A 23,919-nucleotide genomic window follows, 5' to 3' on the forward strand; every position below is an offset into this window, starting at 1 on the left:
CTTTCACAGCCCCGGATCGACGCCGGTGAGGTCGATCGAGCGGTTCCACAGCTCGCGCGCCGGTTTCGGGTCGCGCGCCTTGCTGCTGGCGCGCGCCGGGCCCGACCGCCCCGATATTTCGCCCAGTCCTTGCGGCCCCAGATAATCGCCGCCCTGCACATTCGGGCCGGTCGCCGCCTGCAACGTCGGCCACGCGCCCTGCGCCGCGCTGTTGAAGAAAGGCGTGGCAAGCGGCGTCATGCCGCGCAGCGGGAACGGCAGGTGCCGCGTGAGCTCGGTCAGCGCGACGCCCGGATGACAGCCGATCGCCTGCGTCGCGCGGCCCGCGGCGCTCAGCCGCCGGTCAAGCTCGAACATGAAGAGCAGGTTCGCGAGCTTGCTCGTCTGGTAACGCTGCCAGTGATGATAGCTGCGCTGCGCGCCAAGGTCGCTGTAATCCATCGTCCCGCCCTTGTGCGCGAGGCTGGCGGTGACGACGATGCGGTCGTCGACATGGCCGTGGACCAGCCCGGTGAAGGCGAAGGTGCCGAGGTGGTTGACCCCGAATTGCAGTTCATACCCCTGCTTGGTCAGCGTCCGCGGCGGGATCATCACCCCGGCGTTGTTGATCAGTCCATCGATCCGCGGCCCCGCCAGCACCGTTTTCGCCGCCTCCTTCACCTGATCGAGATCGGCGAGGTCGAGCGGCTGGAACGACAGGTCGGCGGCAGGCGTATCGGCGCGGATGCGGTCCATCGCCGCCTCGGCGCGGCCCGCGTCGCGGCAGGCGAGCACGACATGCGCGCCGCGCGCAGCCAGCAGCTTCGCCGCCTCGAAACCGATCCCGGCGTTGGCACCGGTGATCAGGAAGCGCCGTCCGGCCTGGGTTGCAACGTCATCGGCCGTGAATCCGCTGCGCATCGCCCTCTCCCGTCCGTCAGATCAGCATAAGCTGCGCGACCGGCGCGAAGCTCGCGCGGTGGTGCGGCGTCGGCCCATGCTTGCGCAGCGCCGTCATATGTTCGGGCGTGCCATAGCCCATATTTCGTTCCCAGCCAAAGCCCGGATAGTCGCGCGACACGGCGACCATGAAACGGTCGCGATGCTCCTTGGCGATGATGCTCGCCGCCGAAATGCATGGGTGGAGCGCGTCGCCGCCGACGATCGCGCGCGCACGGTAGCGCCATTTCGGCAGGCGGTTGCCGTCGACCAGCACCTCGTGCGGGTCGAAGCCCAGCGCCTCGACCGCACGGGTCATCGCGAGGAAGGTCGCCTGCAATATGTTGATGCGGTCGATCTCCGCGACGCTCGCCTCGCCGACACCCCAGCGGCAGCGTTCCTTGATCAGAATCTCCAGCTCGCCGCGGCGTTTCGCGGTCAGCTTCTTGCTGTCGTCGAGCCCGGCGATGCCGTCCTCGCACAGCAGCACCGCCGCCGCGACGACCGGTCCGGCGAGCGGCCCGCGCCCAGCTTCGTCGACGCCGACGATCAGCATGGCCTCCCCTCCCGCAGGCGGGAGGGGCAGCGAGACTTGCGAGCTTGCTCGCTAGTCGCAGCGGGGTGGGTCATATCGGCGGCAGGAACTCGCTTCGCTCGCGCCCTCCCCCAGCCCCTCCCGCCTGCGGGAGGGGAGATTATAGTCGCCACGGCGGGTATCTCCGATATTCGCCCGCCTGATACAGGCATAACCGATTGCCCGCGGGATCGCTCAGCCGCGCCTCGCGCCAGCCCCATTCCTCGTCCTTCGGCATCTGCTCGAACTGCACGCCGCGCCGCGCGAGATAGGCGACCCAGGCATCGAGGGCACCGCTTTCCAGATAGGCCGTCGCGCCGCCCGCGACTCCATCGCCGACGTGGATCGACAGGGTCACGCCGTTCGTGGCCTCGAAGCGCGCATAACCATTGTCCGGACTATCGACGATCTGCGTCAGGCCGAGTTGCTTGTAGAACGCCACCGACGCCGCATAATCCGTGGCGGACAGCGTGATCTGGTTCAGCGCCGGCCCGGTGAACAGTCCGTCGTTACGCACCGCCTGCTGTCCCATCGGGCCATGCCCGCTCCCCAGCCCCGGCGCGTCGAGCAGCGACAGCCGCACGAAATCGCGCGAGCGAGCGATCGCGGGTTCCAGTGGCATACCCTGCGCCAGCCCGGTCGCGATCGCACTCGCCAGCGTGCAGCCGGTGCCATGGCTATGCTTCGTGTCGATGCGCGGCGCTTCCCAGCGCGCGACCTCGCCCTCGCCCGTCTCGTATAATCGGTCGATCACCGTCTCGCCCTCGGCGTGGCCGCCCTTCACCAGCAGCGAGCAGCCGTGCGCGAGCACCGCTTCCTCGCCGCCGAGCGCCTCGAGTTCGAGCAGGTTCGGGGTCGCGACCATCGCGCGATTCAGCAGCGCGCGAAACGCCGCGATCGTCGCGGCATCGGCGAGCACCGATCCGCTCGTCGCGATCATCACCGGATCGAACACCACCGCGGCCTCGGCCAGATCCGGCCGCGTCAGCCGCTCGGCGACTGCTGCCGCGGTCTCGGCGCTGCCGATCATGCCGATCTTCACCGCGTCGACGCCGATATCCGACGCGACGCTGTCGATCTGCGCGACCACCATCTCGGTCGGGATCGCATGGACGCCCTGCACGCCGAGCGTATTCTGCGCGGTGATCGCGGTGATCGCGGTCATCGCGTGGCCGCCGAGCATCGTCACGGCCTTGATATCGGCCTGGATTCCCGCGCCGCCGCCACTGTCGGAGCCGGCGATGATCAGAACGCGTGCGGTCAACGCTTGAACTTTCGCTCCGTCGAAGCCGGGAATTTGTGCAGCGCCGCACCCTCGCGCAGCGGCCGGTCGAGCAGGTCGCCGCCACAATTGGGGCAGCGCTCGTCGAGCTTGTCGGCGCAGGTCGCGCAGAAGGTGCACTCGAACGAGCAGATGAACGCGCCGTGGATGTCGGCGGGCAGATCGCGTCCGCAGCGTTCGCAATCGGGTCGCATTTCAAGCATTTCAAAACTTCCTTCAAAATCGGTGGTGAGGCCGTTCGGCTTCCGAAAATCTTCCCTGTCTCGTCACCCCGGACTTGATCCGGGGTCCCGCTCAGCGACGCCGGAAAGCGGGACCCCGGATCAAGTCCGGGGTGACGAGAGGATAATCACGCCTTGCTCTTCAACTTTCAATCCGTTCGTGTCGGGAGAGGTCTTCAATTCGCCGCCGCGACGCGCACCGCGTCGCAGATCATGTCGACCACCTGTTGGACCTGCCCGGCATCGTCGCCTTCGGCCATCACCCGGATCACGGGTTCGGTGCCCGAGGCACGGATGACGAGACGGCCGCGGCCGTTCAGTGCCGCTTCGCCCTCGGCGATCGCCGCCTGGACGTCGCCATTCTCGAGCGGCTTGCCGCCCGCGAAGCGGACATTCTTCAAAAGCTGCGGCACCGGATCGAACTGGTGCAGCAATTCGCTCGCGGGCTTTTCCGACCGCACCAGCTCGGCGAGCACCTGCAGCGCCGCGAGCGTGCCATCGCCGGTCGTCGCATGATCCGACAGGATCATATGCCCCGACTGCTCGCCGCCGACGTTGAACCCGCCGCTCTTCATCCGCTCGAGAACATAGCGGTCGCCGACCTTGGTGCGTTCGAGCCGCAGCCCCTCGCCCTCCAGAAAGCGTTCGAGCCCCAGGTTCGACATCACCGTCGCGACGATCCCGCCGCCTTTCAGCAGCCCCTGCCGTGCCCAGCTCGCGCCGATCAGCCCCATGATCTGGTCGCCGTCGACGATCGCGCCCTTTTCATCGACGACGATCAGCCGGTCGGCGTCGCCGTCGAGCGCGACGCCGATGTCGGCACCGCTCGCGACCACGGTTTCCTGCAGCAGGCCGGGCGCGGTCGAGCCGCAGCGGTCGTTGATGTTGACGCCATTGGGCTCGACCCCGATCGCGACGACGTCGGCCCCCAATTCCCAGAATACGGTCGGCGCGCTGTTATAGGCGGCGCCGTTGGCGCAATCGAGCACGATCCTGAGGCCGTCGAGCCGGACCGATTCGGGCAGGCTCTGCTTCACGTCGTGGATATAGCGGCCGCGCGCGTCCTCGATACGCTTCGCGCGGCCGACATGCGCAGGCTGGGCGAGCGCCGGCTCCTGCGTCAGCCGCTGCTCGATCTGCGCCTCGTCCTCGTCGGACAATTTATAGCCGTCGGGGCCGAATAATTTGATGCCGTTGTCGGCATAGGGATTGTGGCTCGCCGAGATCATGACGCCGAGGTCGGCGCGCATCGATCGCGTCAGCATCGCGACCGCCGGGGTCGGCATCGGCCCGACCTGCACCACGTCCATGCCGACGCTGGTGAAGCCCGCGACGAGCGCATTTTCGAGCATATAGCCCGACAATCGCGTATCCTTGCCGATCACGACGCGATGCTTGTGGGCGCCGCGCAGGAAATGCGCGCCCGCCGCCATGCCGACGCGCATCGCGACCTCCGCGGTCATCGGAACCTGATTGGTCAGTCCGCGAATCCCGTCGGTTCCGAAAAACTTGCGCATGCCACCTCTGCTACTTAATCCGGGTCGCAGGACAAGAGCCGACCCCGGCATATAGGGAGGCCCTAGGTCACCCGTTTTTGCTTGGCAAGCTGGGCTCTCTTCCTTTGGGGGATTTGAACTTGAAATCGGCATGGATCATCCTTTCGGCGCTGGTCGCCGGCATGTTGCTCGGGATCGGGATCGAGATAGCCTCTCCCGACACCGGCACCGCCTCGCTGCCCTTCATCGAACCGGTGGGTATCCTGTGGCTGAACGCGCTCAAGATGACGATCGTCCCGCTCGTCGTCGCGTTGCTCGTCACCGGCATCACCGCCACCGCCGACGCCGCGCGCGCGGGCAAGCTCGCGGGGCGCGCGGTCGCGACCTTCATCGGCGCCAATATTCTCGCCGGACTGATGACGCTGCTGCTGCTGCCGCTTCTCCTGAAGCTCTTTCCGCTTTCGTCCGCCGCCGCCGAAGGGCTGCGCCACGGGCTCGGCGGAACCCCCGGAACGGGGGCGTCGCCGAGCTTCGCCGACTTCCTGCTGTCACTCATCCCGACCAATCCGATCGCCGCTGCGGCGGAAACCGCGATCCTGCCGCTGATCGTCTTCACCACCATCTTCGCTTTCGCGATTACCCGCGTCGGCGCCGCCGAGCGCGCGATCCTGTCAGGCCTGTTCAAGGCGCTCGGCGACGCGATGCTCGTTGTCATCGGCTGGGTTCTCGCGCTCGCGCCGATCGGCGTCTTTGCCCTGGGCTATGCGCTTGCGGTCAAGGCCGGGGTCTCGGCCTTCGGCGGTCTGCTCCATTATGTGCTGATGCTCTCGGCGATCGGCGCCGCGACGATCCTGCTCGGCCTGCTGCTCGCGGTGCTCGTCGCCGGCATTCCCCTGCCACGCTTCCTCCGCGCGATGGTACCGCCCTTCGCGGTGGCGCTCAGCACCCAAAGCTCGCTCGCCAGCCTGCCCGCGATGCTGCGCGCGACCGCCGACCTCGGTGTCGATCCGAAAAAGGCCGACGTCGTGCTGCCGCTCGCGGTCGCGCTGTTCCGCTTCACCAGCCCGGCGATGAACCTCGCGGTGGTCGTCTATGTCGCGTGGCTGTTCGGCATTTCGCTGTCGCCATGGGCGCTGGCGGTCGGCCTCGCGGTCGCGCTGGCGGCGGCGCTCTCTTCGGTCAGCCTGCCCGGCTCGATCAGCTTCGTCACCTCGATCGCGCCGATCGCGATCGCGATGGGGGTGCCCGTCGCGCCGCTGGGGCTACTCGTCGCGGTTGAAACTTTTCCGGACATCTTCCGCACGATCGGCAATGTTATCGCTGACGTCGCCGCCACCAAATTCGCCGCCGATGGAGTCGACAGCGACAGCAAAGGAGAAACGCCGTGAAATATCGTAAACTGGGCCAGGGTCTCGAAGTTTCCGCGATCGGCATCGGCTGCATGCCGATGATCAAGGGCGGCAATATCCTCTATGGCGAGGCAGCCGACCTCGATGAATCGACGCGGACCATCCACCGCGCGATCGACCTGGGCGTCACCTTCTTCGACACCGCCGAAATCTATGGCCCGTTCAGCAACGAGGAATTGCTCGGCGAAGCGATCCGCGGCAAGCGCGAGGGGCTGGTGATCGCCACCAAATTCGGCTTCAAATTCGACGGCAAGCAGATCGTCGGGGTCGACGGCTCGCCCGAAAATGCCCGCCGCGCGTGCGAAGGTTCGCTCCGGCGGCTCGGCATCGACACGATCGACCTCTTCTACCAGCATCGCGTCGATCCCTCGGTGCCGATCGAGGATACGGTCGGCGCGATGATGGAGCTCGTCAAGGAAGGCAAGGTTCGCCACATCGCGCTGTCCGAGGCCGGCCCCGAAACGCTGCGCCGCGCCGCCAAGGCGGCGCCGATCACCGCCTTGCAGAGCGAATATTCGATCTGGGAGCGCGAGGTCGAGGCAGAGATCCTGCCCGTCTGCCGCGAGCACGGCATCGGCTTCGTCCCCTATTCGCCGCTCGGCCGCGGCTTCCTCGCCGGCGCCGTGCGCAGCCGCGACGAACTGCCGGAAAACGACTGGCGCCGAAACGACCCGCGTTATTCGGATGAGAATCTGCCCGCCAACCTCGCGATCGTCGACGCGATCGCCGGGGTCGCTGCAAAACATGGCGTCTCGAACGCGCAGGTCGCGCTCGCCTGGCTGCTCGCGCAGGGGGACGACATCGTGCCGATCCCCGGCACCAAGCGTCGCGCGACGATGGAGGACAGCGTCGCCGCCGCCGACCTCACCCTGACCGCCGACGACCTCGCCGCGATCGAAGCCGCCGCGCCGGTGGGCGGGACGAGCGGTCCGCGCTATGGCGAGATGGGAATGCGGATGGTGCGGCTGTAGGGCTTCCGGGTTTCGACCGGGAGCGGACAGATATCCTCCCCGTGGCCAAAGGCCATGGGGAGGGGGACCGCTCGCGAAGCGAGTGGTGGAGGGGCTGCGACGCCGCGCCATGGCCCCTCCGTCAGCCCTGCGGGCTGCCACCTCCCCATGGCTTCGCCACAGGGAGGATTTATGGCCACTTCCCACCCCAAAGCCGCCCTACCCCCTCCGGTCCAACCGCTCGCATAGTTCCTCGACCTTATCCCGAAGCTCGTGAAACCGCATCTGATCAAGCTTTTCGTGCAGCCGCATGATCTCCAGCTCGGCGCGCAGGTTGATTTCATAATCCAGTTTCTCGGTCAGCCGGTCCTTCGCGGCCTGCCGGTTCTGGCTCATCATGATCACCGGCGCCTGGATCGCAGCGAGCATCGACAGCATCAGGTTGAGGAAGATGAAGGGAAACGGGTCGAAGCTGAGCCCCAAACCCTCGAGCGCCTTCGAATTGATCAGCATCCACACGAACAGCACGATCGCAAAGCCGATGATGAACCCCCACGAACCGCCGATCGCCGCGACACGGTCGGCCAGCCGTTCGCCGAAGCTCGTCTGCGACGGATCGTCGTCGTCATCGCCGCCATCCGGGCTGCGGCTCGTCGGCGCGCGTTCGGCGATCGCAAGAATGACGCGCTGCTCGCCCCCGTCGAGTTGGTCGTAAGCGCGGCCGAGCAGGCGCAGCGACAGGTCCGCGACTTTTTCCTCTTGATTCATCGCGCCCTATCCCACCCAGCGCCAGATCCCCGCGACCATATAACCGAGCGCACCATGCGCCCAGGTCGCGGCGAGCCACAGCACTATTCCGCCAAACAAGGCATGTCCGCGCGGGATGGTGTCGCCCCATGGGGTAGTGCCCGCGACCTGCCGGGCGAAGGGAATGAAGCTCGTCCGCGCGGCCCAGTGCCGCCACGCATCGCCCATCAGACGCGCTTTCTTCGCGTCCTGCCCCGCCGATCCGACGAGCGCGAGAAAGGCGATGATCGCTGACAGCGCAATCTGACCCGGCGTCGGCATCACCAGCCCATGCGCGAGCGCCCAGAGCGCAAAGCCCCACATCATCGGGTGGCGGGTGATCGCGAAGACCCCGCGCGGCGCGCCCTGCGCGCTCGCCGCCGCGCCCGGCGCGGGCAGCGCGGGATTGCCGATCAGCGACCCCATGAACAGGATGCTCGCGAGTAGCACGAGCAGCGAAGCGACCGCCCACAAGGGATCGCCGGCGGTCCACAGCGGCGGCTCGGGCGGCAGGCCGCGAAACGCCTGCACCATCAGGATGAAGGTCGCGATCGCGACGACCGAATAGACGATCAGGAATCCGCGCTCGCCGAGCCCTCGCGCCAGCCCGTCGCGCAGCGGATGCGACAAGGCGAAATGCGTGCCGACGAACAGCGCGCCGGTCGCGATCAGAAGCGAAATGGGCTGCATCGGAGTCCTCTCCTCCCAGCGCCGCCGTCCATTTCCTTGTCATCCCGGCGAAGACCGGGATCTCACCCGAGCGTAATATCGCTAGGTCGAGATCCCGGCCTTCGCCGGGATGACGAAATGGGAAAAACAAACGCTGCCATCACCTGTAATCACCGATCATACGCCTTCGGCAACGCGCCTTCCTCGGGCGTCAGATACCGGTCGCGCAGGCGGTCCTGGCGCGTCGTCAGCGACTGGCGCTTGCCGTCGATCCATATCTGCACCGGGCGGCTGCCGAGTTCGAGCGGATCATGATCCCAGATCACGACGTCGCCGGCGCGGCCCGGTTTCAGCGAGCCGATGCTGCCCTCCATCCCCACCGCGCGCGCCGGGGCGCTGGTGATCGCGGCAAAGGCCTGATCCCACGTCAGCCCGCTCGCACCCGGCAGCTTCGTCAGGCCGACGAGGTTGCCCGCATATTGGGTGGTATAGCCCATCTTGTGCGCATCGTCGTCGTCGAAGACGCCGACCGACACATCGACCCCGGCCGCCTCCAGCCGCCCAGCGTTCGACTGGGTCGCACCCAGCCGCTCGAAACTGTCGGGCAGGTCGCTGAGCGGCGAGACGATCGCCGGCACTTTCGCCGCCGCAATCTCGCGCGCGACGAGCCAGCCTTCGGTCGCCCCGACGAGAACGAGTTTCAGCGCGGGAAAATCTCCCTTCAGCTTCAGCACGTTCAATATGTCGGCGGCGCGGTCGACGCGGACGAATAGCGGCGTCGCGCCGTTGATCACCCGCACCAGCGCCTCGGCGTCGGCGCGCTGGATCATCGCGTCATTGCCCCATTCGGCGAGCGTCGCGGGATTACGGGCATAGCTGCGCGCGGCGAGCAACTGCTCGCGGAACAGCAGGAAGGTCGCGGCGCGGCTGCCGCCCGCTTTCGCCGACCCATCCTCGCCGAAGGCGACGAACTGCAGCGCGCGCGGTTTCGTCACCATGTCCATGTCGTCGGCAAGGTCGACGACTGCGCCCTGCCCGGCGAACAAATTGCTGCTGTCCCCCGGCGCGACGATCGCGCGGGTGACGCCCGCGGCACGATTGACCGCGACCGGCGAGCCCATCGGGTTGAGCGCGGGCGCGATGTCGAGCCCCGCCGAAAAGCGCGACCGGCTTGCCGAACGGTCGTTGCTGCCCGCCACCGAATCGACCTCGACCAGCCCGACACGGCTGAACGCCGCGACGATGCCGGGGGTGACGTAGCGGCCCTGCGCGTCGACGCTTTCGACGCCCACGGGCACCGCGACACCGCGCCCGGCGGCAACGACCTTGCCGCCGCGCACGACGACGGTGCCGCCCTCGACCGGCGCGCTGCCGTCGCCGATGACGAGTTTCGCGTTGGTGATGGCGATATCCTGCGCCTGCGCCGGCGCAGCAAACGCCAAGGCCGCAACCAACGCGCTTCCTAACGCCCCCGTGCCCCTGCGAAGGCAGGGGCCCATCTCCGGACCTACCGGCCCGGCGGTGAGCGAACGAGAGCGCAGATGATGGGCCCCTGCCTTCGCAGGGGCGCGCGCGGTGAAGGAAAAGATGTTCAGGAGCGCGCTCATTTCACATCCCCCTCGCCCGGCTGCCCCAGCTCGAAGTCGGTCACCGGCCGCCGTTTCGGATCGTTCGCGTCGAACATCAGCGCGCCGTCGATCCAGACTTTTTCGGGGCGGGTATAGACGCTGAACGGATTGCCGTTCCACAGCACGACGTCGGCCATCTTGCCGGGTTTCAGGCTGCCGATCTTGTCGGCCAGGCCGATCGCCTTCGCGGGATTGATGCCGAGCCAGGTCCACGCCTGCTCGTCGCTGATCTGCATCCCCATGCGGCGCCCGGCGGCGAGCGCCTTGGCGGCTTCCTGGTTGAGGCGCTGGATCTGGTTCGCGTCGTCCGAATGGACGACCGTGCAGGCCCCCGCTTTGTACACCAGCGCGATATTCTCGGGCACCGAATCATAGGCTTCCATCTTGAAGCCCCACCAGTCGGCCCACATCGCGACGCAGATGTCCTCCTTCTTGAGCAGGTCGGCGATCTTGTAGGCTTCGACCGCGTGGTGAAAGGCCGAAACCTTGTAGCCGAACTCGTGGCTCATATCGATGACGTTCGCCATTTCGTCGGCGCGATAACAATGGTTCTGGATCAGAATCTCGCCCGACAGCACGCCCGCCAGCGTTTCCATCGCCAGATCGCGGTCGACGGCTTTCCCCTCGTCGAGTTTCTTCTTGTAAGCGACCGCTTTCGCCCAGGTCTGGCGGTCGACCGCCATATTGCCCATGCGGGTCGAGGGCATCCGGCCCTTGTTGCCATAGACGCGCTTCGGATTCTCGCCGCACGCCATCTTGAGACCATAGGGCGCGCCGGGGAATTTCATCCCCTGCACCGTGCGCGCGGGCACATTCTTGAGTACGACCGAGCGGCCGCCCATCAGGTTCGCGCTGCCCGGCAGGATTTCGAGCGTCGTGATGCCGCCATTGACGAGCGCGCGGGTAAAGCCCGGATCCTGCGGCCAGACGCTGTGCTCGGCCCAAACCTCGGGCGTCACCGGGCTCGTCGCCTCATTGCCGTCCGAAAGGCCCTCGACGCCCGGGCTCGGATAGTCGCCGAGGTGGCTGTGGATGTCGATCACGCCGGGGGTCAGAAATTTGCCCGTCCCGTCATAGACGTCGGCGTCGGTCGGCAAGTCCATGTCGGGGCCGCCGAGCGACAGTATCTTGCCGCTCGACAGGACGATCGAGCCATGGTCGATCCGTCCGCCCTCGCCGTCGAAGATGGTGACGTTTCTCACCACCGTCAGGCGCGAGGGATAGGGCTTGTAGGTCGAGGGATAGGGATCCTTGTCGAACCGCGCCGGCCGGTCGACCGCCGCCGTCGCGGCCGGCTTGTCGCTCGCCGATTTCGCTTCGGTTCCCGTCGCCGCGCAGCCGACGAGCGCCAGCGACACCGCGGCGAGCAGCCCGCCCTTCACGCCCCCGATCATCGTCATGCCCCCCTGGGTTCAGGATGGACCCCCGCGGCCTGCGCTTCGCCAAGCTCGCTCTCGCCGGCCACCGCGTCCTGGCGATCGCGCAGCGTATCGAGATGCATCCACTTCTTCACGATCGGCGACAGCGCCAGCACGACGATGCTGACGCCGATCGTGATCAGGCCGATCTCCTGATAGATGGCGAGCGTCGCTTCCTTGGTCATGTCGCCGCTCTCGCCGCCGGTCGCTTCGCCGATCTTGCCAGCGACGAAATTGCCGACCGCGGTCATGTAGAACCAGGCCCCCATGATCAGCGAGGCGAGGAAGCTCGGCGCCAGCCGGTTCATCGCGCTGAGCCCGACGGGCGACAGGCAAAGCTCGCCGGTCGTGTGGAGCATATAGAGCAGGAAGACGAAGAGCACCGGCGTCGCCACTTCGGGACCGACGCTGTTCGCGCCCCAGACGAAGACGAGGAAGCCCGCGCCGACCTGCGCCAGCGCCAGCGCGAACTTCGCGGGCGCCGACGGCTCGAGCCCGCGCTTGCCGAGCCATTGCCACAGCGCGGCGAACATCGGCGCGAACAGGATGATGTAGATGGGGTTGATCGACTGGAACACCGACGCGGGCACGCCGCCCTTGTCGACATAGCGGTCGGTGTAGAGGTTGAAGCTGCCGCCCGCCTGTTCGAACAGCCCCCAGAACAGCGGGTTCAGCGCGATCAGGAAGAGGATCGCGAACATGCGCTCGCGCGGCTCCTTGTCGAGCTTGAAACTCTCGTAGAGGACATAGCCGAGCAGCGCGACGCCCGAGACGATCAGCAGATTCTGGATGACGCCCTGATATTGGACGAGCGCCCACATCACCGCAACCGCGGCGAGGCCGATGCCGTAGATCGCGAATTCCTTCTGCCGCGCAAGCGGCGCGGGGGCTTCGCCGGCGCCGAGCAGCACCTTCTTGCCGAGCACGAAGACGATCAGCCCCGCGACCATGCCGATACCCGCGAGACCGAAGCCATAGGACCAGCCGATCTTCTGCCCCAGATAGCCGACGAGGATCGTGCCGAGCGCGGCGCCGACATTAATCCCCATGTAGAAGATGGTGTAAGCGGCGTCGCGGCGCAGGTCGGTCAGGCGATAGAGCTGGCCGACCATCACCGAAATATTGGCTTTCAGGAAGCCCGAACCGACGATGATCAGCGCGAGCGCGAGCCAGAAGATGTTGATCGCGCCGTCGGCCTGCTTGGTCGCGGCGTCGGTGATGCCGTGATCACCCTCGAACGCCATGAACAAATGGCCGAGCGCGAGCAGCACGCCGCCGAACAGCACCGCCTTGCGCTGCCCCAGATAGCGGTCGGCGAGATAGCCGCCGAGCACCGGGGTGATATAGACGAGCGCGGTATAGGCGCCATAGATCAGGTTCGCCTTGCCGTCCGAAAACAGCCAGTGCTGCGTCAGGTAGAAGATCAGCAGCGCCCGCATCCCGTAATAGGAAAAACGCTCCCACATCTCGGCGAAGAAGAGCATGTAGAGGCCCTTGGGATGGCCCGCGAATTCGGGTTTCTTGCTACCCGCGATCAGCGCGCCGATGCTGAGGAATAGCGCGAGAAGGACGAGCGCGATGACCGCGATCCAATCCCCTTCATTCCACAAGGCCATATCTTTCATGCGATTGCGTCCCTTACCCCGATTGTCGTGTCTGCGGCGTTTTTTGCCGCGCATATCGGGCAACCTAGCGCGAAAATTGCGCAAGGGAAGAATCTAATTGCGCGTGAAACCATGTCGGCCGCCGTGAATTTATTGCGAACCGTTCGCAACACTTGCGCCGCGGCGGAAAGACGCCCAAAGGACGCCCCATGTTCAACGACACCTCCTCGCTCCGCTCGCACCTTGCCACCCGCCGCTCGGGCAAGGCGCGCGACATGGTCGCGCCCGGTCCCGACGCCGCGACCCTGCGCACCATCATCGCGCTCGCGCTGCGCACCCCCGATCACGGCAAGCTCGCGCCGTGGCGGATCGTGACGGTCGCCGACGACCAGCGGGATGCGTTCGCCCAATTGCTCAAGCAGGCGTGGGTCGATGAAAACCCCGGCGCCGCGGGCATGGACCTGTCGGCGCTCGATCAGTTCGCGCATCAGGCCCCCACCCTGCTCGTGCTGCTCTCGACCCCGGTCACCGACAGCAAGATTCCGCTGTGGGAGCAGCAGATGTCGGCGGGCGCAGTCGGCATGAACCTGCTCCACGCCGCGCACGCGCATGGCTTCGTGGGAAGCTGGCTGACGGGCTGGGCCGCCTATAGCCCCGCGGTCGCCCGTGCCTTCGGCGCCCACGCGGGCGACACGATCGTCGGCTATTTCTTCCTCGGCACGGCGGGCGCCGACCTTTCCGAACGGCCGCGCCCGGAATATGACGATGTCGTGAGCGCCTGGGACATATAATATCAAACGAGGGCTCTGTTACCTAATATCCTGATTTGACTGTGCTGCTGTCTTATGGCATTAAGGCGCCATGCTCGATCAATCCAAACCCGTGTATCAGCGTCTGCGCGACACCATCGCCAACGCGATTCTCGACGGCACCTACCGCGATGGCGACATGCTGCCCTCGGTGCGGTCGCTCGCCGCCGAGGAAGGCGCCAATCCGCTGACGGTCGCCAAGGCCTATCAGACCTTTCAGGACGAGGCGCTGGTCACGGTGAAGCGCGGCGTCGGCATGTTCGTCGCCGAGGGCGCGACCGACCGGCTGCGCGACCTGATGCGCGAGGATTTCCTGACCAACATCTGGCCCCCCGTCGCCCAGCAGATGCGCCGCATCGGGTTGGATGCGCGCGAACTGCTCGACCTGAGCGAGGCGTAAGCCTAACGGCGGGTTTCGACCGATTGAGGACGCCCGGCATCTCCTAACTTTGTCATCCCCGCGAAAGCGGGGACCCAGAGCGTGCGTCGGCTAACCCCACACTGGGTTCCCGCTTTCGCGGGAATGACGAAAGTGGGGAGTGTCCGCTCTCCACCCCAAAGCCGCCAGCCGCAGCCTGCCTTACCGCCCGATCTGCCCGGCCTTGTCGCGCAAATCCTGCGCCGCCTGCCGGTTGCCCCGCTGCTCGAGCAGGTCGGCATAGAGGAGCATGATCTCGCCGTTCAGCGGTTGCAACCGATACGCCATGGCGATCAGCGGCAGGGCGCGGTCGCGCTCTCCCTCGGCGGCATAGGCGCGCGCCAGATCGCGCAGGATCACGGCATCGCGGTTGCCGATCCGGCGCCGCACCCGCTCGAAATGCGCGGCCGCCTGATCCCAATGTTCGATATCCATCGCCAGATGCCCCGCCAGCCGATCAGCGGCAATGCTGGACGGCTGACTGTCGCGCAGCGTCAGGATCGCGGCGCCCGAACCGGCTGGGTCGCCGGCGCGGAACAGCGCGTTGGCGAGCCGCAGCGTCGTGCGCTCGCCCGCGTCGAGGGCGCGCGCGGCGCGATAGGATTCGACCGCCAGCCCGAAACGCCCGCCCGCAAGCGCCGCGTCGCCGAGCAGGATATGCGCGTCGGCGACCCCGCGGTTCGCATCGCGCAGTCGCATCGCGCGCGCGATCGCGCTGCCATAATTCCCCGCCGCCATGTCGGCGGAAATCGCGGGGACCGCCCGCGCAGGGTCGAGCGGCGCGGCGTCGGCCGCGGCGGCGAGCGATCCATAGCCATCGTCGACCGCGAACGGCCCCGCCTCGCCGGGCGCCAGTGCCGCCGCGCGCGCCATATCGTCGGCCGCTTCCCCCTTGCGCCCCAATTCCGACGCCACGCGCGCCGCCAGAAGCAGCGACCAGCTATCGGCATCCTGCCGGTCGATGATGGGCTCCAGCGCCTCGGCGGCGGCATCGGCATCACCGTCGGCCCAATTGGCGGCGGCCAGGATGCGGCGAGCGGTCAGATTATGCGGCTGCTCGGCGATCAGCCGCTCGGCCCAGTTTACCGCCACCGCCTGGCCGCCCAGTTCGAGTTCGACGATCGCGCTGAGCAGCATGACGCCGGGTTGATCGTCGAGTTCGCCGCGCGTGCGCTGAAGCAGGCTGCGCGCGAGAGCATAGCGGCCCGCGCGCGCGGCGAGAACCGCCTGCAGATAATAGAGCCGGGGATCGCGCGGGACGAGCGTCGCGGCATGGCGCAGCGCCGCGAGCATGTCCCGGTAGCGGCCAAGGTCGCCGAGCGTCGCCGCCTGGTCGATCAGCGCGTCGGCGTTGTCGGGATCGGCAGCGAGCGCCTTTTCATACCAGCCGAGCGAAGCGTTCAGCCCGTCCTGCGTGCGGGTCAGATTGGCCTTGTATGCCAGCGCCGCGCTATTCCGTCCGTCGAGTTCGATCGCGAAATCGACCGCGTCGCGCGCGCCCAGCGTATCGGCATTGGCATCGCGAAAACGTGCGATGTCGACCCACAGCGCCGAATCGCGCGGCCGTTCGCGCACCGCCCGATCATAGGCGTCGCGTGCCGCGCCCAGATCGCCGTCGGCAAGGTGGACGTCGCCCGCGACCCACGCCGCTTCGCCGATCATCTCGGGCGCGATTGGCCCGGCGTCGAGCGCCGCGAGTGCGCGCTTGCCATCGCCCTGCAACGCATAGGCGCGTGCGAGCAGCGGGCGCAGATAGTCGTCGTTCGCCCCCGCCGCGAGTGCCGCCTTGACCGATGCCTCGGCACCCGGGCCGTTGCCCAACCGCAGCTGCGCGCGCGCCAGTTCGACGCGCGGCCGGATCGCCGCCGGATCGTCGGCGATCGTGCGCTGCAATTCGGCGCTGCGTGCCAGCCATTGCTGGCGCGGACCGTCCGGACGCGCGCCGTTGCAGCCGGCCAGGGCTGCCGCCGCGATCAACGCCGCCAGTAAAGGCCGGGCCAGCGTCATTCAGGCCTGCATCCGATATTGCTTGAGCAGGTCGTAGAGCGTCGGGCGGCTGATCCCGAGCAGCTTCGCCGCCGACGAGATATTGCCTTCGCTCTGCATCATCGCGCGGCGGATCGCGACGCGGTCGGCCGCCTCGCGCGCCGCGCGCAGGTTGAGCCAGCTTTCGTCGCTCTCGCCGTCGCTCCCCGACAGATCCAGATCCTCGCGCATCACCAGCTTGCCGTCGGCCATGATCACCGCGCGCTTGATGCGATTCTCCAGTTCGCGGACATTGCCCGGCCAGCGCCCTTCATCGATCGCCTGCAACGCGTCGGGCGCGAAGCCGCGGACCGAGGGGTTCATCGCGGGCGCATATTGATGGAGGAAATGGCGCGCGAGCAGCACCGCGTCGCCGGGCCGCTCGGCGAGCGACGGAATCTTCACCACCATTTCGGCGAGCCGGTAATAGAGGTCATCGCGGAAGCTGCCCTCGGCGATCATCGCATCGAGATCGCGGTGCGTCGCGCAGACGATGCGCGTGTCGACCGCGATCGCCTTGCGCCCGCCGATCCGCTCGATCGTCCGTTCCTGCAGGAAACGCAGCAGCTTGACCTGCAATGGCAGCGGAATGTCGCCGACCTCGTCGAGGAACAGTGTGCCGCCGTGCGCCAGTTCGATCTTGCCCTCGGTCGTCTTCACCGCGCCGGTGAACGCGCCCTTTTCATGCCCGAACAATTCGCTTTCGAGCAGATTCTCGGGGATGGCGGCGCAGTTGATCGCGACGAAAGCACCGTCGCGCCGCCCGCTCGCCTCGTGCAGCCCGCGCGCAAGCAATTCCTTGCCGGTGCCGCTCGCACCGAGCAGCATCACCGAAACGTCAAGGTTCGCGACCCGCTCGATCGTGCGCGCGACCTTGATCATTTCGGGCGCGCCGGTGATCATCCCGCCGACCACGCGATGATCGCCCGCCCCCTGGCTCGCGAGCCGCGCATTCTCGACCTCGAGGTCGCGGACATGAAAGGCGCGGCGGACGATCAGCCCCAGTTCCTCGATGTCGATCGGCTTCTGGTAGAAATCCCATGCTCCGCTGGCGATCGCCGTCAGCGCGCTCGCACGCTCGCCATGCCCCGATACGACGATGACCTTGGTATCGGGCTTGTTCGCCAGGATCGCCTTCAGCACCCGAAACCCCTCGCGCGTGCCGTCGGGATCGGGCGGCAGGCCGAGGTCGAGCGTCACCACCGCCGGTTCCTCGGCGCGCAGCAGTTCGATCGCGCTGTCGTGATCGCCCGCGATCAGCACGCGATAATCGTCATAAGCCCATTTGAGCTGCGCCTGCAGCCCCGGGTCGTCCTCGACGATCAGCAATGTCTGCGCTTCGGTCCCCGCGTCCCTCATCCTATGCCACTTTCCCCAAAGGCTCCCCTGTTCCGGCATCCTCGCGCGCGTCGGCCAGCGGCAGCCACAGCGTGAAATCGCTGCCCTTCCCCGGCTCGCTCGCGACCTCGATCGCCCCGCCCATCGCCTGCGCGAGCCCCAGCGCCTCGAACGCGCCCAGCCCGAAACCGCCGTCCTTGGTCGACACGAAGGGCTTGAACAATTCGTCGCGGATGAAGGCGCGCGTCATGCCGCCGCCCTGGTCGATCACGTCGATCCGCGCCCGCCCCTGCTCGGCGACCGCGACGACCTGCACCGGCGTGTCGGCGGGCGAGGCGTCGATCGCATTGGCGACGAGATGCTGGACGATCTGGCGGATCGATGCCGCGTCGCCCCACGCCGCAAGCCCCGCCTGACAGCCGACGAAGAGCGCGCGGCGCGGCCGCACCTCGGCCGCGACGTCGCGCAGCAGCGGCTCGACGAGCGTCCGTCCCGCCTCCACCGCGCGGCGCTCGCGCGGCGACAGGCGGACGAGCAGGTCGGACAGGCGCCCGGCCGAAATCTTGAGCGTCCCGATCATGTCGGCGCGGAATTCGGGCTTGTCGGCATGCCGCTCGGCATTGCGCGCGAGCAGCGAGAGCTGGCTCGCCAGATTCTTGATGTCGTGCATGATGAAGGCGAAGCGGCGGTTGAACTCGTCGAAGCGCTTCGCCTCGGACAGCGCCTCCAGACTCTGCGATTCGGCAAGGTAGCTCGCCGCCTGCTGCCCCGCGATGCGCAGCACGTCGAGGTCTTCCCAGTCGAGCGCGCGCGACACCGGCGGGCGATGCAGCACCGCCACCGCGATCATCCGCTGGAAATGCAGCACGGGCACCACGACCCAGGCGCGCGTGTCGTCGAGCAGCCAGTCGGGGATCGCAAGGCCCTCCCCATCGGGCACGGCCCCGCGGCGCTCGGCATCGAGGTCGACGATGTGCCGGCTTTCCTGCAACATGAAGCTCGACCGCAGCGGCAGCGCCGCCCCCTCCTCCAGACCCGCGGGCCAATGCCATTGCTCGGCGACGCGGAACGCCCCCTGCGCGTCGGGCAGCAGGAGCAGCGCGCCGGGGCTGCCGGTCAGCTCCGCAAGCGCCTTCGCCACGCGGCGGTGCAGGTTGCGGTCGTCCTCGCCGTCTCCTTGCGCCAGCGTCGCGGTGAAGCGCATCCATTCGGCGCGATAGTCATAGCGATGCTCGAAGAAATGCTTCGAGATCATCACCGCCAGCCACGCGCGCGTCCGCGCCGACAGCAGCAACAGCCCGCCGGTGCCGAGCGCGACGATCAGGAAGACGCCCTGCGCCAGTTCGCCATAGTCGCCGCCGACCAGCCGCGCGACCGCGCCGGCGAGCCCGATCAGGATCAGATAGGCGGCGGCACCGAGCAGGACCAGCGTGCGCGTCGCGACGCTGCGCGACAGCCGGATGCGCTCGCGCCCGACATCCATCGCCGCGAGGACGAAGGTCGGCGCCATCATCAGCGCGACTGCGGGGATCAGGTGGATCAGCGTCGACGCGGGCTTGCCGGTCAGCGCCCCGATCAGCTGGACATTGAGCTCATAGGCCCAGAGCATCGCGAAACCGCCCGCGACCGCCATCACCGGCATCCGGAGGCCCGCGCTCGCCCGCCGCGCCGCGCCATCGACGAGCAGCAGTCCGCCGACCGCGACGATCATCGCCGATGCGCCAAGCGTCGGGCCCAGCCACGCGCCGGCCGCCGCGCTCCGCATATGCACCGCGATTCCGCCGACCAGCGTGATCGCGGCGATCGTGACGAGCAGGCGGAGGATCAGGCGCAGCGGTGCCGGCATCGGTGCGGGCGCCGGCCAGAAGGTCGCGCCGAGCCAGCCGAGCATCGCCAGGTCGCGGAGCGACCGCGCCACCATCGCCTGTGACGATCCGGGCGCGAAACGATAGAGCGCGGCACACCAGACGGCGCTCGCGATCGCGGCGACGACCAGCCAGCGCGGCGCCGGCATCAGCGCCGCCATGCGTTCGCGCGGCCGCGAAAGTAGCCATAGCGCGACGCCGCCGAAACCCGCGAACGCCAGCGCCGACAAAAGCTGCGACAGGGCGCCGAGCGTCGCCACCGTCAGCGCGCGCCCTCGGGCCACAGCACGACGCGTACCGTCTGGAGCAGGATCAGCAGGTCGAGGAAGGGCGAATAATTCTTGGCGTAATAGAGGTCATATTCCAGCTTCACCCGCGCATCCTCGATCGACGCGCCATAGGGATAGTTGATCTGCGCCCAGCCGGTCAGCCCCGGCTTCACCATGTGCCGCTCGGCATAATAGGGCAGTTCGCGGGTCAGTTCCTCGACGAAGCTCGGCCGCTCGGGCCGCGGGCCGACGATGCTCATCTCGCCCTTGAGCACGCACCAGAGCTGCGGCAGTTCGTCGATGCGAAGCTTGCGGATGACATGACCGACGCGCGTGACGCGCGGATCGTTCTCGCTCGCCCACACCGCCTTGCCCGCCGCCTCGGCATCGGTGCGCATCGAGCGGATCTTCAATATGTCATAGGCTTCGCCATAGAGGCCGACGCGCGACTGGCGATAGAAGACCGGCCCCCGGCTGTCGCACTTGACCGCGATTCCGGCGATCAGGATCAGCGGCAATCCGACGACGAGCACCAACAGGCTCGCGACGATGTCGAACACGCGCTTGCCGACGCGCGAGATACGCTGTCCCGCCGAAAAGCCGTCGGAAAAGATGAGCGCGCTCGGATTGGTCGTCGCCAGATCGACGCGCCCCGTCTCACGCTCGATGAAGCTCGCGATGTCGTTGACGTGCACGCCCGTGGTCTTGACGCGCAGCAGGTCGGCCAGCGGCAGCGCGCCGCGGCGCTCCTCCATCGCCAGCACCACCTCGCCCGCGCCGAGCGCGACGGCGTGATCCGACAGGCTGGAGATCGCCTCGCGCGGAACCGCGCCCGGCACCGCGCGCTCGCTGCCCGACATGGCGACGAACCCCGCGACGGCAAGTCCGCTGCCCGGCGCGTCGGCGAGCGCCCGCAGCCGCGCCGCGCGCTTGCCCGCGCCGAGCACCAGGATGCGCCGCCTGAACGCTTCGGCGCCCGCCACCTGCGTCAGCGCGAGCCGGATCACGAACAGGGCCGCGATCGCCAATCCCATCGCATAGAGGCTGTTGACGCGCCACAATGTCGCGGAGGGCAGCAGAAAGCCGACGACCGAGATGAAGATTACGCCAAGCGAAACCGCGGCCAGCAGGCGCGCGGTCGCGAACTTCATCGATCGCAGCGCCTCGCTGCCATACATTCCGGTCGCCATCATCGCGAGCGAATTGGACAGCGCGAAGGTCGCGATCCGCGCCCAGCGCTCGCCGAACGTCCCGGCGTCGAAGCCGGAAAGATGGGCATAGATATGCCAGGCCGCCTCGGCCGAGCCGAGCAGCGCGATGAACTCGACCAGCGCCAGCCAGACCACGGCATGCGGCACATAATGTTTGAACAGACGGAACATCGAAAAGCCTGGCCCTTTCAGATGCCGACCCTAGCGCGGAGGTCTCAACTGTCGGTTAATTTTACACTCGTTTCGTCCCTATCGGGCAACGGTCCGCGGTCAAACGGCGGGATGGGACGGAGGATGTTGCAAGCCGCACCGGTCGCCGCCGGCCCGTTGACAGCGGCGCGGGTCTATTCGGGGGTGACCGCCGATATGCCGGACGATAGACTGCGGCAATGGTCGCATCTCCCTCCTCCACCGCCCCTTCCTTCGCGGACGCGCCTTTGGGCCTGCTAGCTCATGCCCCGAACGAACTCAGGGGTCGCCATTGCCACGACACGGCCTATGTCGCGATCATCCTCGAAGGCGGTTATCAGGAAGCCGGCGACGAAGGCCGCTTCGACGTGGGGCCGGGCGATGCGTTGATCCATCATGCCTTTGAATCGCATCTCGACCGGGTCGAAGCGCGCGGCGCGCGGGTGCTGATCCTCGACCTGCCGGCCGCGTTGACCGGCACGCCGCACGTCCGCGGCCGGGTGCGCGATCCCGATGCGCTGGTGCGGGCCGCCGGCCGCGACGCCGCGGATGCCGCCGCCCTGCTCATCGAGGATTTCGCGGTCGCGCCCGCTGCCGCGCATGATTGGCCCGATTTGCTCGCCCACGACCTTCGGACATTCGCGCCCTTCGCGCTTCGCGATTGGGCAGAGACCCACGGCGTGCGCGCCGAGACGCTGAGCCGGGGTTTCCGCACCGCTTATGGCTGCACGCCGAAGGCCTATCGCGCCGACATCCGCGCCCGCGCCGCTCTCGCCGCGGTCCGGACGAGCCACGAACCCCTCGCAGCCATCGCGCATCGCCTGCATTTCACCGATCAGGCGCATATGACCAGGGCCGTCGCGCGCATCAGCGGCGTCACCCCCGGCCGATGGCGAGAACATCAACTGGATACAATACGGCGCTGACCGGACGGGCTAGAACCGCTGCCGAAACATATTTTTTCGGAGATTTCCATGCTCGACCGCCGCACTCTTCTGGCCGCAATCGCCGCTGCATCCGCTGCCGCCGCTGCGCGGCCCGCCCGCGCGATGCTTGCCGATCCGGCGACAAGCGAAAGCGGTAGGTTGAACGCACTCTACGAACATCTGTTCGACATGCTCGTCGAAAACGACCCCGAATTCGCGACCGCCCTGGGGCTCGACAAGGGGCCCGGCGCCGCGGCCAAGTCGCGCCTCGCCGATCGGTCGCCCGCCGGGATCGAGCGCAGCCACGACCTTTATCGCGTCGGTCTGGAGGGACTTAAAAAGATCGACGCGTCGAAATTGTCGGGGATGGACCTCGTCAACTACGAAACCTTCCGCGGTCCGTGGGAGCATTATGTAAAGGCCTACGACAATTTCACTTACGGCCTGCATAGCTGGCCCGAACCGCATCCGGTCACCCAGCTCAGCGGCACCTATCGCTCGATCCCCGATTTCCTCGTCAACCAGCACGGCATCGCCGATGCCGCCGATGCGGAAGCCTATCTGTCGCGCTGCGAAGATTTCGCGGTCCAGCTCGACAATGAAACGGGTCGGATGAAGACCGACCATGCGGCCGGCATCCTCGCGCCCGATTTCGTCATCGACCGCACCCTCGGCCTCTATGAAAAGATCATGGCACCCGCCGCCGACGCCAATCGCCTCACCACCAATCTCAAGGCCAAGACCGAAGCCAAAGGCATCGCAGGCGACTGGGCGCGCCGCTGCGCGGCGATCGTCGATAGCAAAATCTATCCGGCGATGCGCCGTCAGGCGGCCGAACTGGCGCGCATCCGTCCCAGGGCCACGCACGACGCGGGGGTCTGGCGCCTGCCGAAGGGCGACGAATATTACGCCTATGCCCTGAATTTCGCGACGACGACCGAGATGTCGGCCGAGGAGATTCATCAACTCGGGCTCGAACGCATGGCCGACCTTTCCGCGCGCGCCGACGCGATCTTCCGCGAACAGGGCATGACCGGCGGGACGGTCGCGCAGCGGATGCGCGCGCTCGGCGCCGACAAGCGCTTCATCTATCCGAACACCGATGCCGGCAAGGCGGAGCTGATCGGCAAGCTCAATGAACAGATCGAGGAAATGCAGCGCCGCCTGCCCGAGATGTTCGGCCGCTTGCCCAAGGCGAAGGTCGAAATCCGGCGCGTCCCGGCCGAGATCGAGGACGGCGCGACCGGCGGCTATTATCAGATCCCGGCGCTCGACGGCTCGCGCCCTGGCGCCTATTATATCAACCTGCGCGACACGGCCGAGAATCCGTCGTGGACGCTGCCGACGCTGACCTATCACGAAGCGACCCCGGGCCATCACCACCAGATCGCGCTTGCACAGGAGGCAACGGGAATCCCCCGTCTGCGGCGCCTGCCCGCCTATTCGGTCTATACCGAGGGCTGGGGCCTCTATGCCGAACAGCTCGCCGACGAAATGGGGGTCTATGACCGCGACCCCTTCGGCCGCCTCGGCTATCTGCAATCCTATATGTTCCGCGCCGCGCGGCTCGTCGTCGATACCGGCCTTCATCATTATCGCTGGAGCCGGGAGAAGGCGATCGCTTATTATAACGAGGCGCTCGGCACGCCCGAGCCGTCGAACGTCACCGAGATCGAGCGCTATTGCGTCTGGCCGGGCCAGGCGACGAGCTACATGGTCGGGCAGACGCGCTGGGTCGCGACGCGCGAACGCGCGCGGGCGGCGCTGGGCGACCGGTTCGACATCCGCGCCTTCCACGACACCGCGCTGGCCGCGGGCGCGATGCCGATCGACGTGCTCGGATCGATGATCGACCGCTGGGTCGCGGCGCAGAAGGCCTGATGCGCGCCGTCTTATCCGTGTGCCCCCGCGAAG

General features: G+C 67.4%; 20 protein-coding genes. 6 read left to right on the forward strand and 14 right to left on the reverse strand.

What is annotated here, in order from left to right:
* Positions 1-3 precede the first annotated feature (3 nt).
* The 5 genes from NP825_RS09120 to glmM form a co-directional block, all read right to left on the reverse strand.
* Positions 4-900, reverse strand: coding sequence for an oxidoreductase (locus NP825_RS09120; RefSeq protein ID WP_257550615.1), 897 nt, complete (start codon positions 898-900; stop codon positions 4-6).
* Positions 901-916: 16 nt separating this feature from the next.
* Entirely contained in the window at positions 917-1,474 is a 558-nt protein-coding gene (locus NP825_RS09125) for a ribonuclease HII (RefSeq protein WP_257550617.1), read from the reverse strand.
* Positions 1,475-1,613: 139 nt separating this feature from the next.
* A complete protein-coding gene (gene thiD / locus NP825_RS09130) occupies positions 1,614-2,756 on the reverse strand; it encodes a bifunctional hydroxymethylpyrimidine kinase/phosphomethylpyrimidine kinase (RefSeq protein ID WP_257550619.1) in 1,143 nt (380 codons plus the stop codon).
* Entirely contained in the window at positions 2,753-2,977 is a 225-nt protein-coding gene (locus NP825_RS09135; protein WP_257550621.1) for a DUF1272 domain-containing protein, read from the reverse strand. The genes thiD and NP825_RS09135 overlap by 4 nt, the downstream gene beginning before the upstream one ends.
* A 194-nt stretch (positions 2,978-3,171) precedes the next feature.
* Complete coding sequence (glmM, locus tag NP825_RS09140; protein ID WP_257550623.1) at positions 3,172-4,512, reverse strand: phosphoglucosamine mutase; 1,341 nt, start codon at positions 4,510-4,512, stop codon at positions 3,172-3,174.
* 119 nt (positions 4,513-4,631) lie between these two features.
* Between glmM and NP825_RS09145 the strand changes: the two genes are divergently transcribed.
* Complete coding sequence (locus tag NP825_RS09145; RefSeq protein ID WP_257550625.1) at positions 4,632-5,879, forward strand: dicarboxylate/amino acid:cation symporter; 1,248 nt, start codon at positions 4,632-4,634, stop codon at positions 5,877-5,879.
* The gene (locus NP825_RS09150; protein ID WP_257550627.1) at positions 5,876-6,871 is read left to right on the forward strand and encodes an aldo/keto reductase; all 996 of its coding nucleotides are present in this window, start codon (positions 5,876-5,878) and stop codon (positions 6,869-6,871) included. The genes NP825_RS09145 and NP825_RS09150 overlap by 4 nt, the downstream gene beginning before the upstream one ends.
* Before the next feature lie 198 nt (positions 6,872-7,069).
* Here the strand turns inward: NP825_RS09150 and NP825_RS09155 are convergent, their stop codons facing one another.
* The 5 genes from NP825_RS09155 to NP825_RS09175 form a co-directional block, all read right to left on the reverse strand.
* A complete protein-coding gene (locus tag NP825_RS09155; RefSeq protein WP_257550629.1) occupies positions 7,070-7,618 on the reverse strand; it encodes a DUF1003 domain-containing protein in 549 nt (182 codons plus the stop codon).
* A gap of 6 nt (positions 7,619-7,624) precedes the next feature.
* The gene (locus NP825_RS09160) at positions 7,625-8,326 is read right to left on the reverse strand and encodes an NnrU family protein (protein ID WP_257550631.1); all 702 of its coding nucleotides are present in this window, start codon (positions 8,324-8,326) and stop codon (positions 7,625-7,627) included.
* Positions 8,327-8,475: 149 nt separating this feature from the next.
* Positions 8,476-9,804, reverse strand: coding sequence for an amidohydrolase family protein (locus NP825_RS09165; protein ID WP_257551361.1), 1,329 nt, complete (start codon positions 9,802-9,804; stop codon positions 8,476-8,478).
* Positions 9,805-9,908: 104 nt separating this feature from the next.
* Complete coding sequence (locus tag NP825_RS09170) at positions 9,909-11,327, reverse strand: amidohydrolase (RefSeq protein ID WP_257551363.1); 1,419 nt, start codon at positions 11,325-11,327, stop codon at positions 9,909-9,911.
* Positions 11,328-11,329: 2 nt separating this feature from the next.
* Positions 11,330-12,976, reverse strand: coding sequence for a peptide MFS transporter (locus NP825_RS09175; protein ID WP_257550633.1), 1,647 nt, complete (start codon positions 12,974-12,976; stop codon positions 11,330-11,332).
* A gap of 188 nt (positions 12,977-13,164) precedes the next feature.
* Here NP825_RS09175 and NP825_RS09180 point away from each other — a divergent pair, with 188 nt between their 5' ends.
* Both NP825_RS09180 and NP825_RS09185 read left to right on the forward strand, forming a co-directional pair.
* Positions 13,165-13,746: a nitroreductase gene (locus NP825_RS09180; RefSeq protein WP_257550636.1), complete on the forward strand. Its 582-nt coding sequence runs from the start codon at positions 13,165-13,167 to the stop codon at positions 13,744-13,746.
* Between the two features lie 70 nt (positions 13,747-13,816).
* Positions 13,817-14,164 (forward strand): GntR family transcriptional regulator, encoded by a 348-nt coding sequence (locus NP825_RS09185; RefSeq protein ID WP_257550638.1) that lies wholly within the window; start codon positions 13,817-13,819, stop codon positions 14,162-14,164.
* Between the two features lie 180 nt (positions 14,165-14,344).
* On the opposite strand, the gene NP825_RS09190 is transcribed toward NP825_RS09185, so the two are convergent.
* From NP825_RS09190 to NP825_RS09205, 4 genes are read right to left on the reverse strand one after another with little or no spacing between them, the layout of a single operon-like run.
* Positions 14,345-16,189: a tetratricopeptide repeat protein gene (locus NP825_RS09190; RefSeq protein WP_257550640.1), complete on the reverse strand. Its 1,845-nt coding sequence runs from the start codon at positions 16,187-16,189 to the stop codon at positions 14,345-14,347.
* Entirely contained in the window at positions 16,190-17,566 is a 1,377-nt protein-coding gene (prsR, locus tag NP825_RS09195) for a PEP-CTERM-box response regulator transcription factor (RefSeq protein WP_257550642.1), read from the reverse strand.
* Between the two features lies 1 nt (position 17,567).
* Positions 17,568-19,694: an XrtA/PEP-CTERM system histidine kinase PrsK gene (gene prsK, locus NP825_RS09200; protein ID WP_257550644.1), complete on the reverse strand. Its 2,127-nt coding sequence runs from the start codon at positions 19,692-19,694 to the stop codon at positions 17,568-17,570.
* Complete coding sequence (locus NP825_RS09205) at positions 19,673-21,061, reverse strand: TIGR03013 family XrtA/PEP-CTERM system glycosyltransferase (protein ID WP_257550647.1); 1,389 nt, start codon at positions 21,059-21,061, stop codon at positions 19,673-19,675. Before NP825_RS09205 ends, prsK begins: the two co-directional genes overlap by 22 nt.
* 266 nt (positions 21,062-21,327) lie before the next feature.
* Between NP825_RS09205 and NP825_RS09210 the strand changes: the two genes are divergently transcribed.
* On the forward strand, positions 21,328-22,005 hold the full coding sequence (locus tag NP825_RS09210) for a helix-turn-helix domain-containing protein (protein WP_257550649.1): 678 nt from the start codon (positions 21,328-21,330) through the stop codon (positions 22,003-22,005).
* Positions 22,006-22,053: 48 nt separating this feature from the next.
* Positions 22,054-23,886, forward strand: a complete 1,833-nt coding sequence (locus NP825_RS09215; RefSeq protein WP_257550651.1) for a DUF885 family protein — start codon at positions 22,054-22,056, stop codon at positions 23,884-23,886.
* The last annotated feature ends 33 nt before the right edge of the window (positions 23,887-23,919 follow it).

Origin of the sequence: Sphingopyxis sp. DBS4 (assembly GCF_024628865.1) — a bacterium.
Taxonomy (GTDB): domain Bacteria; phylum Pseudomonadota; class Alphaproteobacteria; order Sphingomonadales; family Sphingomonadaceae; genus Sphingopyxis.

Excerpts from the sequence above, each read along its gene's own strand:
- NP825_RS09190 (WP_257550640.1), bottom strand. The coding sequence starts at position 16,189 with ATGACGCTGGCCCGGCCTTTACTGGCGGCGTTGATCGCGGCGGCAGCC.
- glmM (WP_257550623.1), bottom strand. The coding sequence starts at position 4,512 with ATGCGCAAGTTTTTCGGAACCGACGGGATTCGCGGACTGACCAATCAG.
- NP825_RS09120 (WP_257550615.1), bottom strand. The coding sequence starts at position 900 with ATGCGCAGCGGATTCACGGCCGATGACGTTGCAACCCAGGCCGGACGG.
- NP825_RS09160 (WP_257550631.1), bottom strand. The coding sequence starts at position 8,326 with ATGCAGCCCATTTCGCTTCTGATCGCGACCGGCGCGCTGTTCGTCGGC.
- NP825_RS09185 (WP_257550638.1), top strand. The coding sequence starts at position 13,817 with ATGCTCGATCAATCCAAACCCGTGTATCAGCGTCTGCGCGACACCATC.
- NP825_RS09180 (WP_257550636.1), top strand. The coding sequence starts at position 13,165 with ATGTTCAACGACACCTCCTCGCTCCGCTCGCACCTTGCCACCCGCCGC.
- NP825_RS09170 (WP_257551363.1), bottom strand. The coding sequence starts at position 11,327 with ATGATCGGGGGCGTGAAGGGCGGGCTGCTCGCCGCGGTGTCGCTGGCG.
- NP825_RS09205 (WP_257550647.1), bottom strand. The coding sequence starts at position 21,061 with ATGTTCCGTCTGTTCAAACATTATGTGCCGCATGCCGTGGTCTGGCTG.
- NP825_RS09155 (WP_257550629.1), bottom strand. The coding sequence starts at position 7,618 with ATGAATCAAGAGGAAAAAGTCGCGGACCTGTCGCTGCGCCTGCTCGGC.
- NP825_RS09165 (WP_257551361.1), bottom strand. The coding sequence starts at position 9,804 with ATGGGCCCCTGCCTTCGCAGGGGCACGGGGGCGTTAGGAAGCGCGTTG.
- prsR (WP_257550642.1), bottom strand. The coding sequence starts at position 17,566 with ATGAGGGACGCGGGGACCGAAGCGCAGACATTGCTGATCGTCGAGGAC.
- NP825_RS09175 (WP_257550633.1), bottom strand. The coding sequence starts at position 12,976 with ATGAAAGATATGGCCTTGTGGAATGAAGGGGATTGGATCGCGGTCATC.
- NP825_RS09215 (WP_257550651.1), top strand. The coding sequence starts at position 22,054 with ATGCTCGACCGCCGCACTCTTCTGGCCGCAATCGCCGCTGCATCCGCT.
- NP825_RS09135 (WP_257550621.1), bottom strand. The coding sequence starts at position 2,977 with ATGCTTGAAATGCGACCCGATTGCGAACGCTGCGGACGCGATCTGCCC.
- NP825_RS09125 (WP_257550617.1), bottom strand. The coding sequence starts at position 1,474 with ATGCTGATCGTCGGCGTCGACGAAGCTGGGCGCGGGCCGCTCGCCGGA.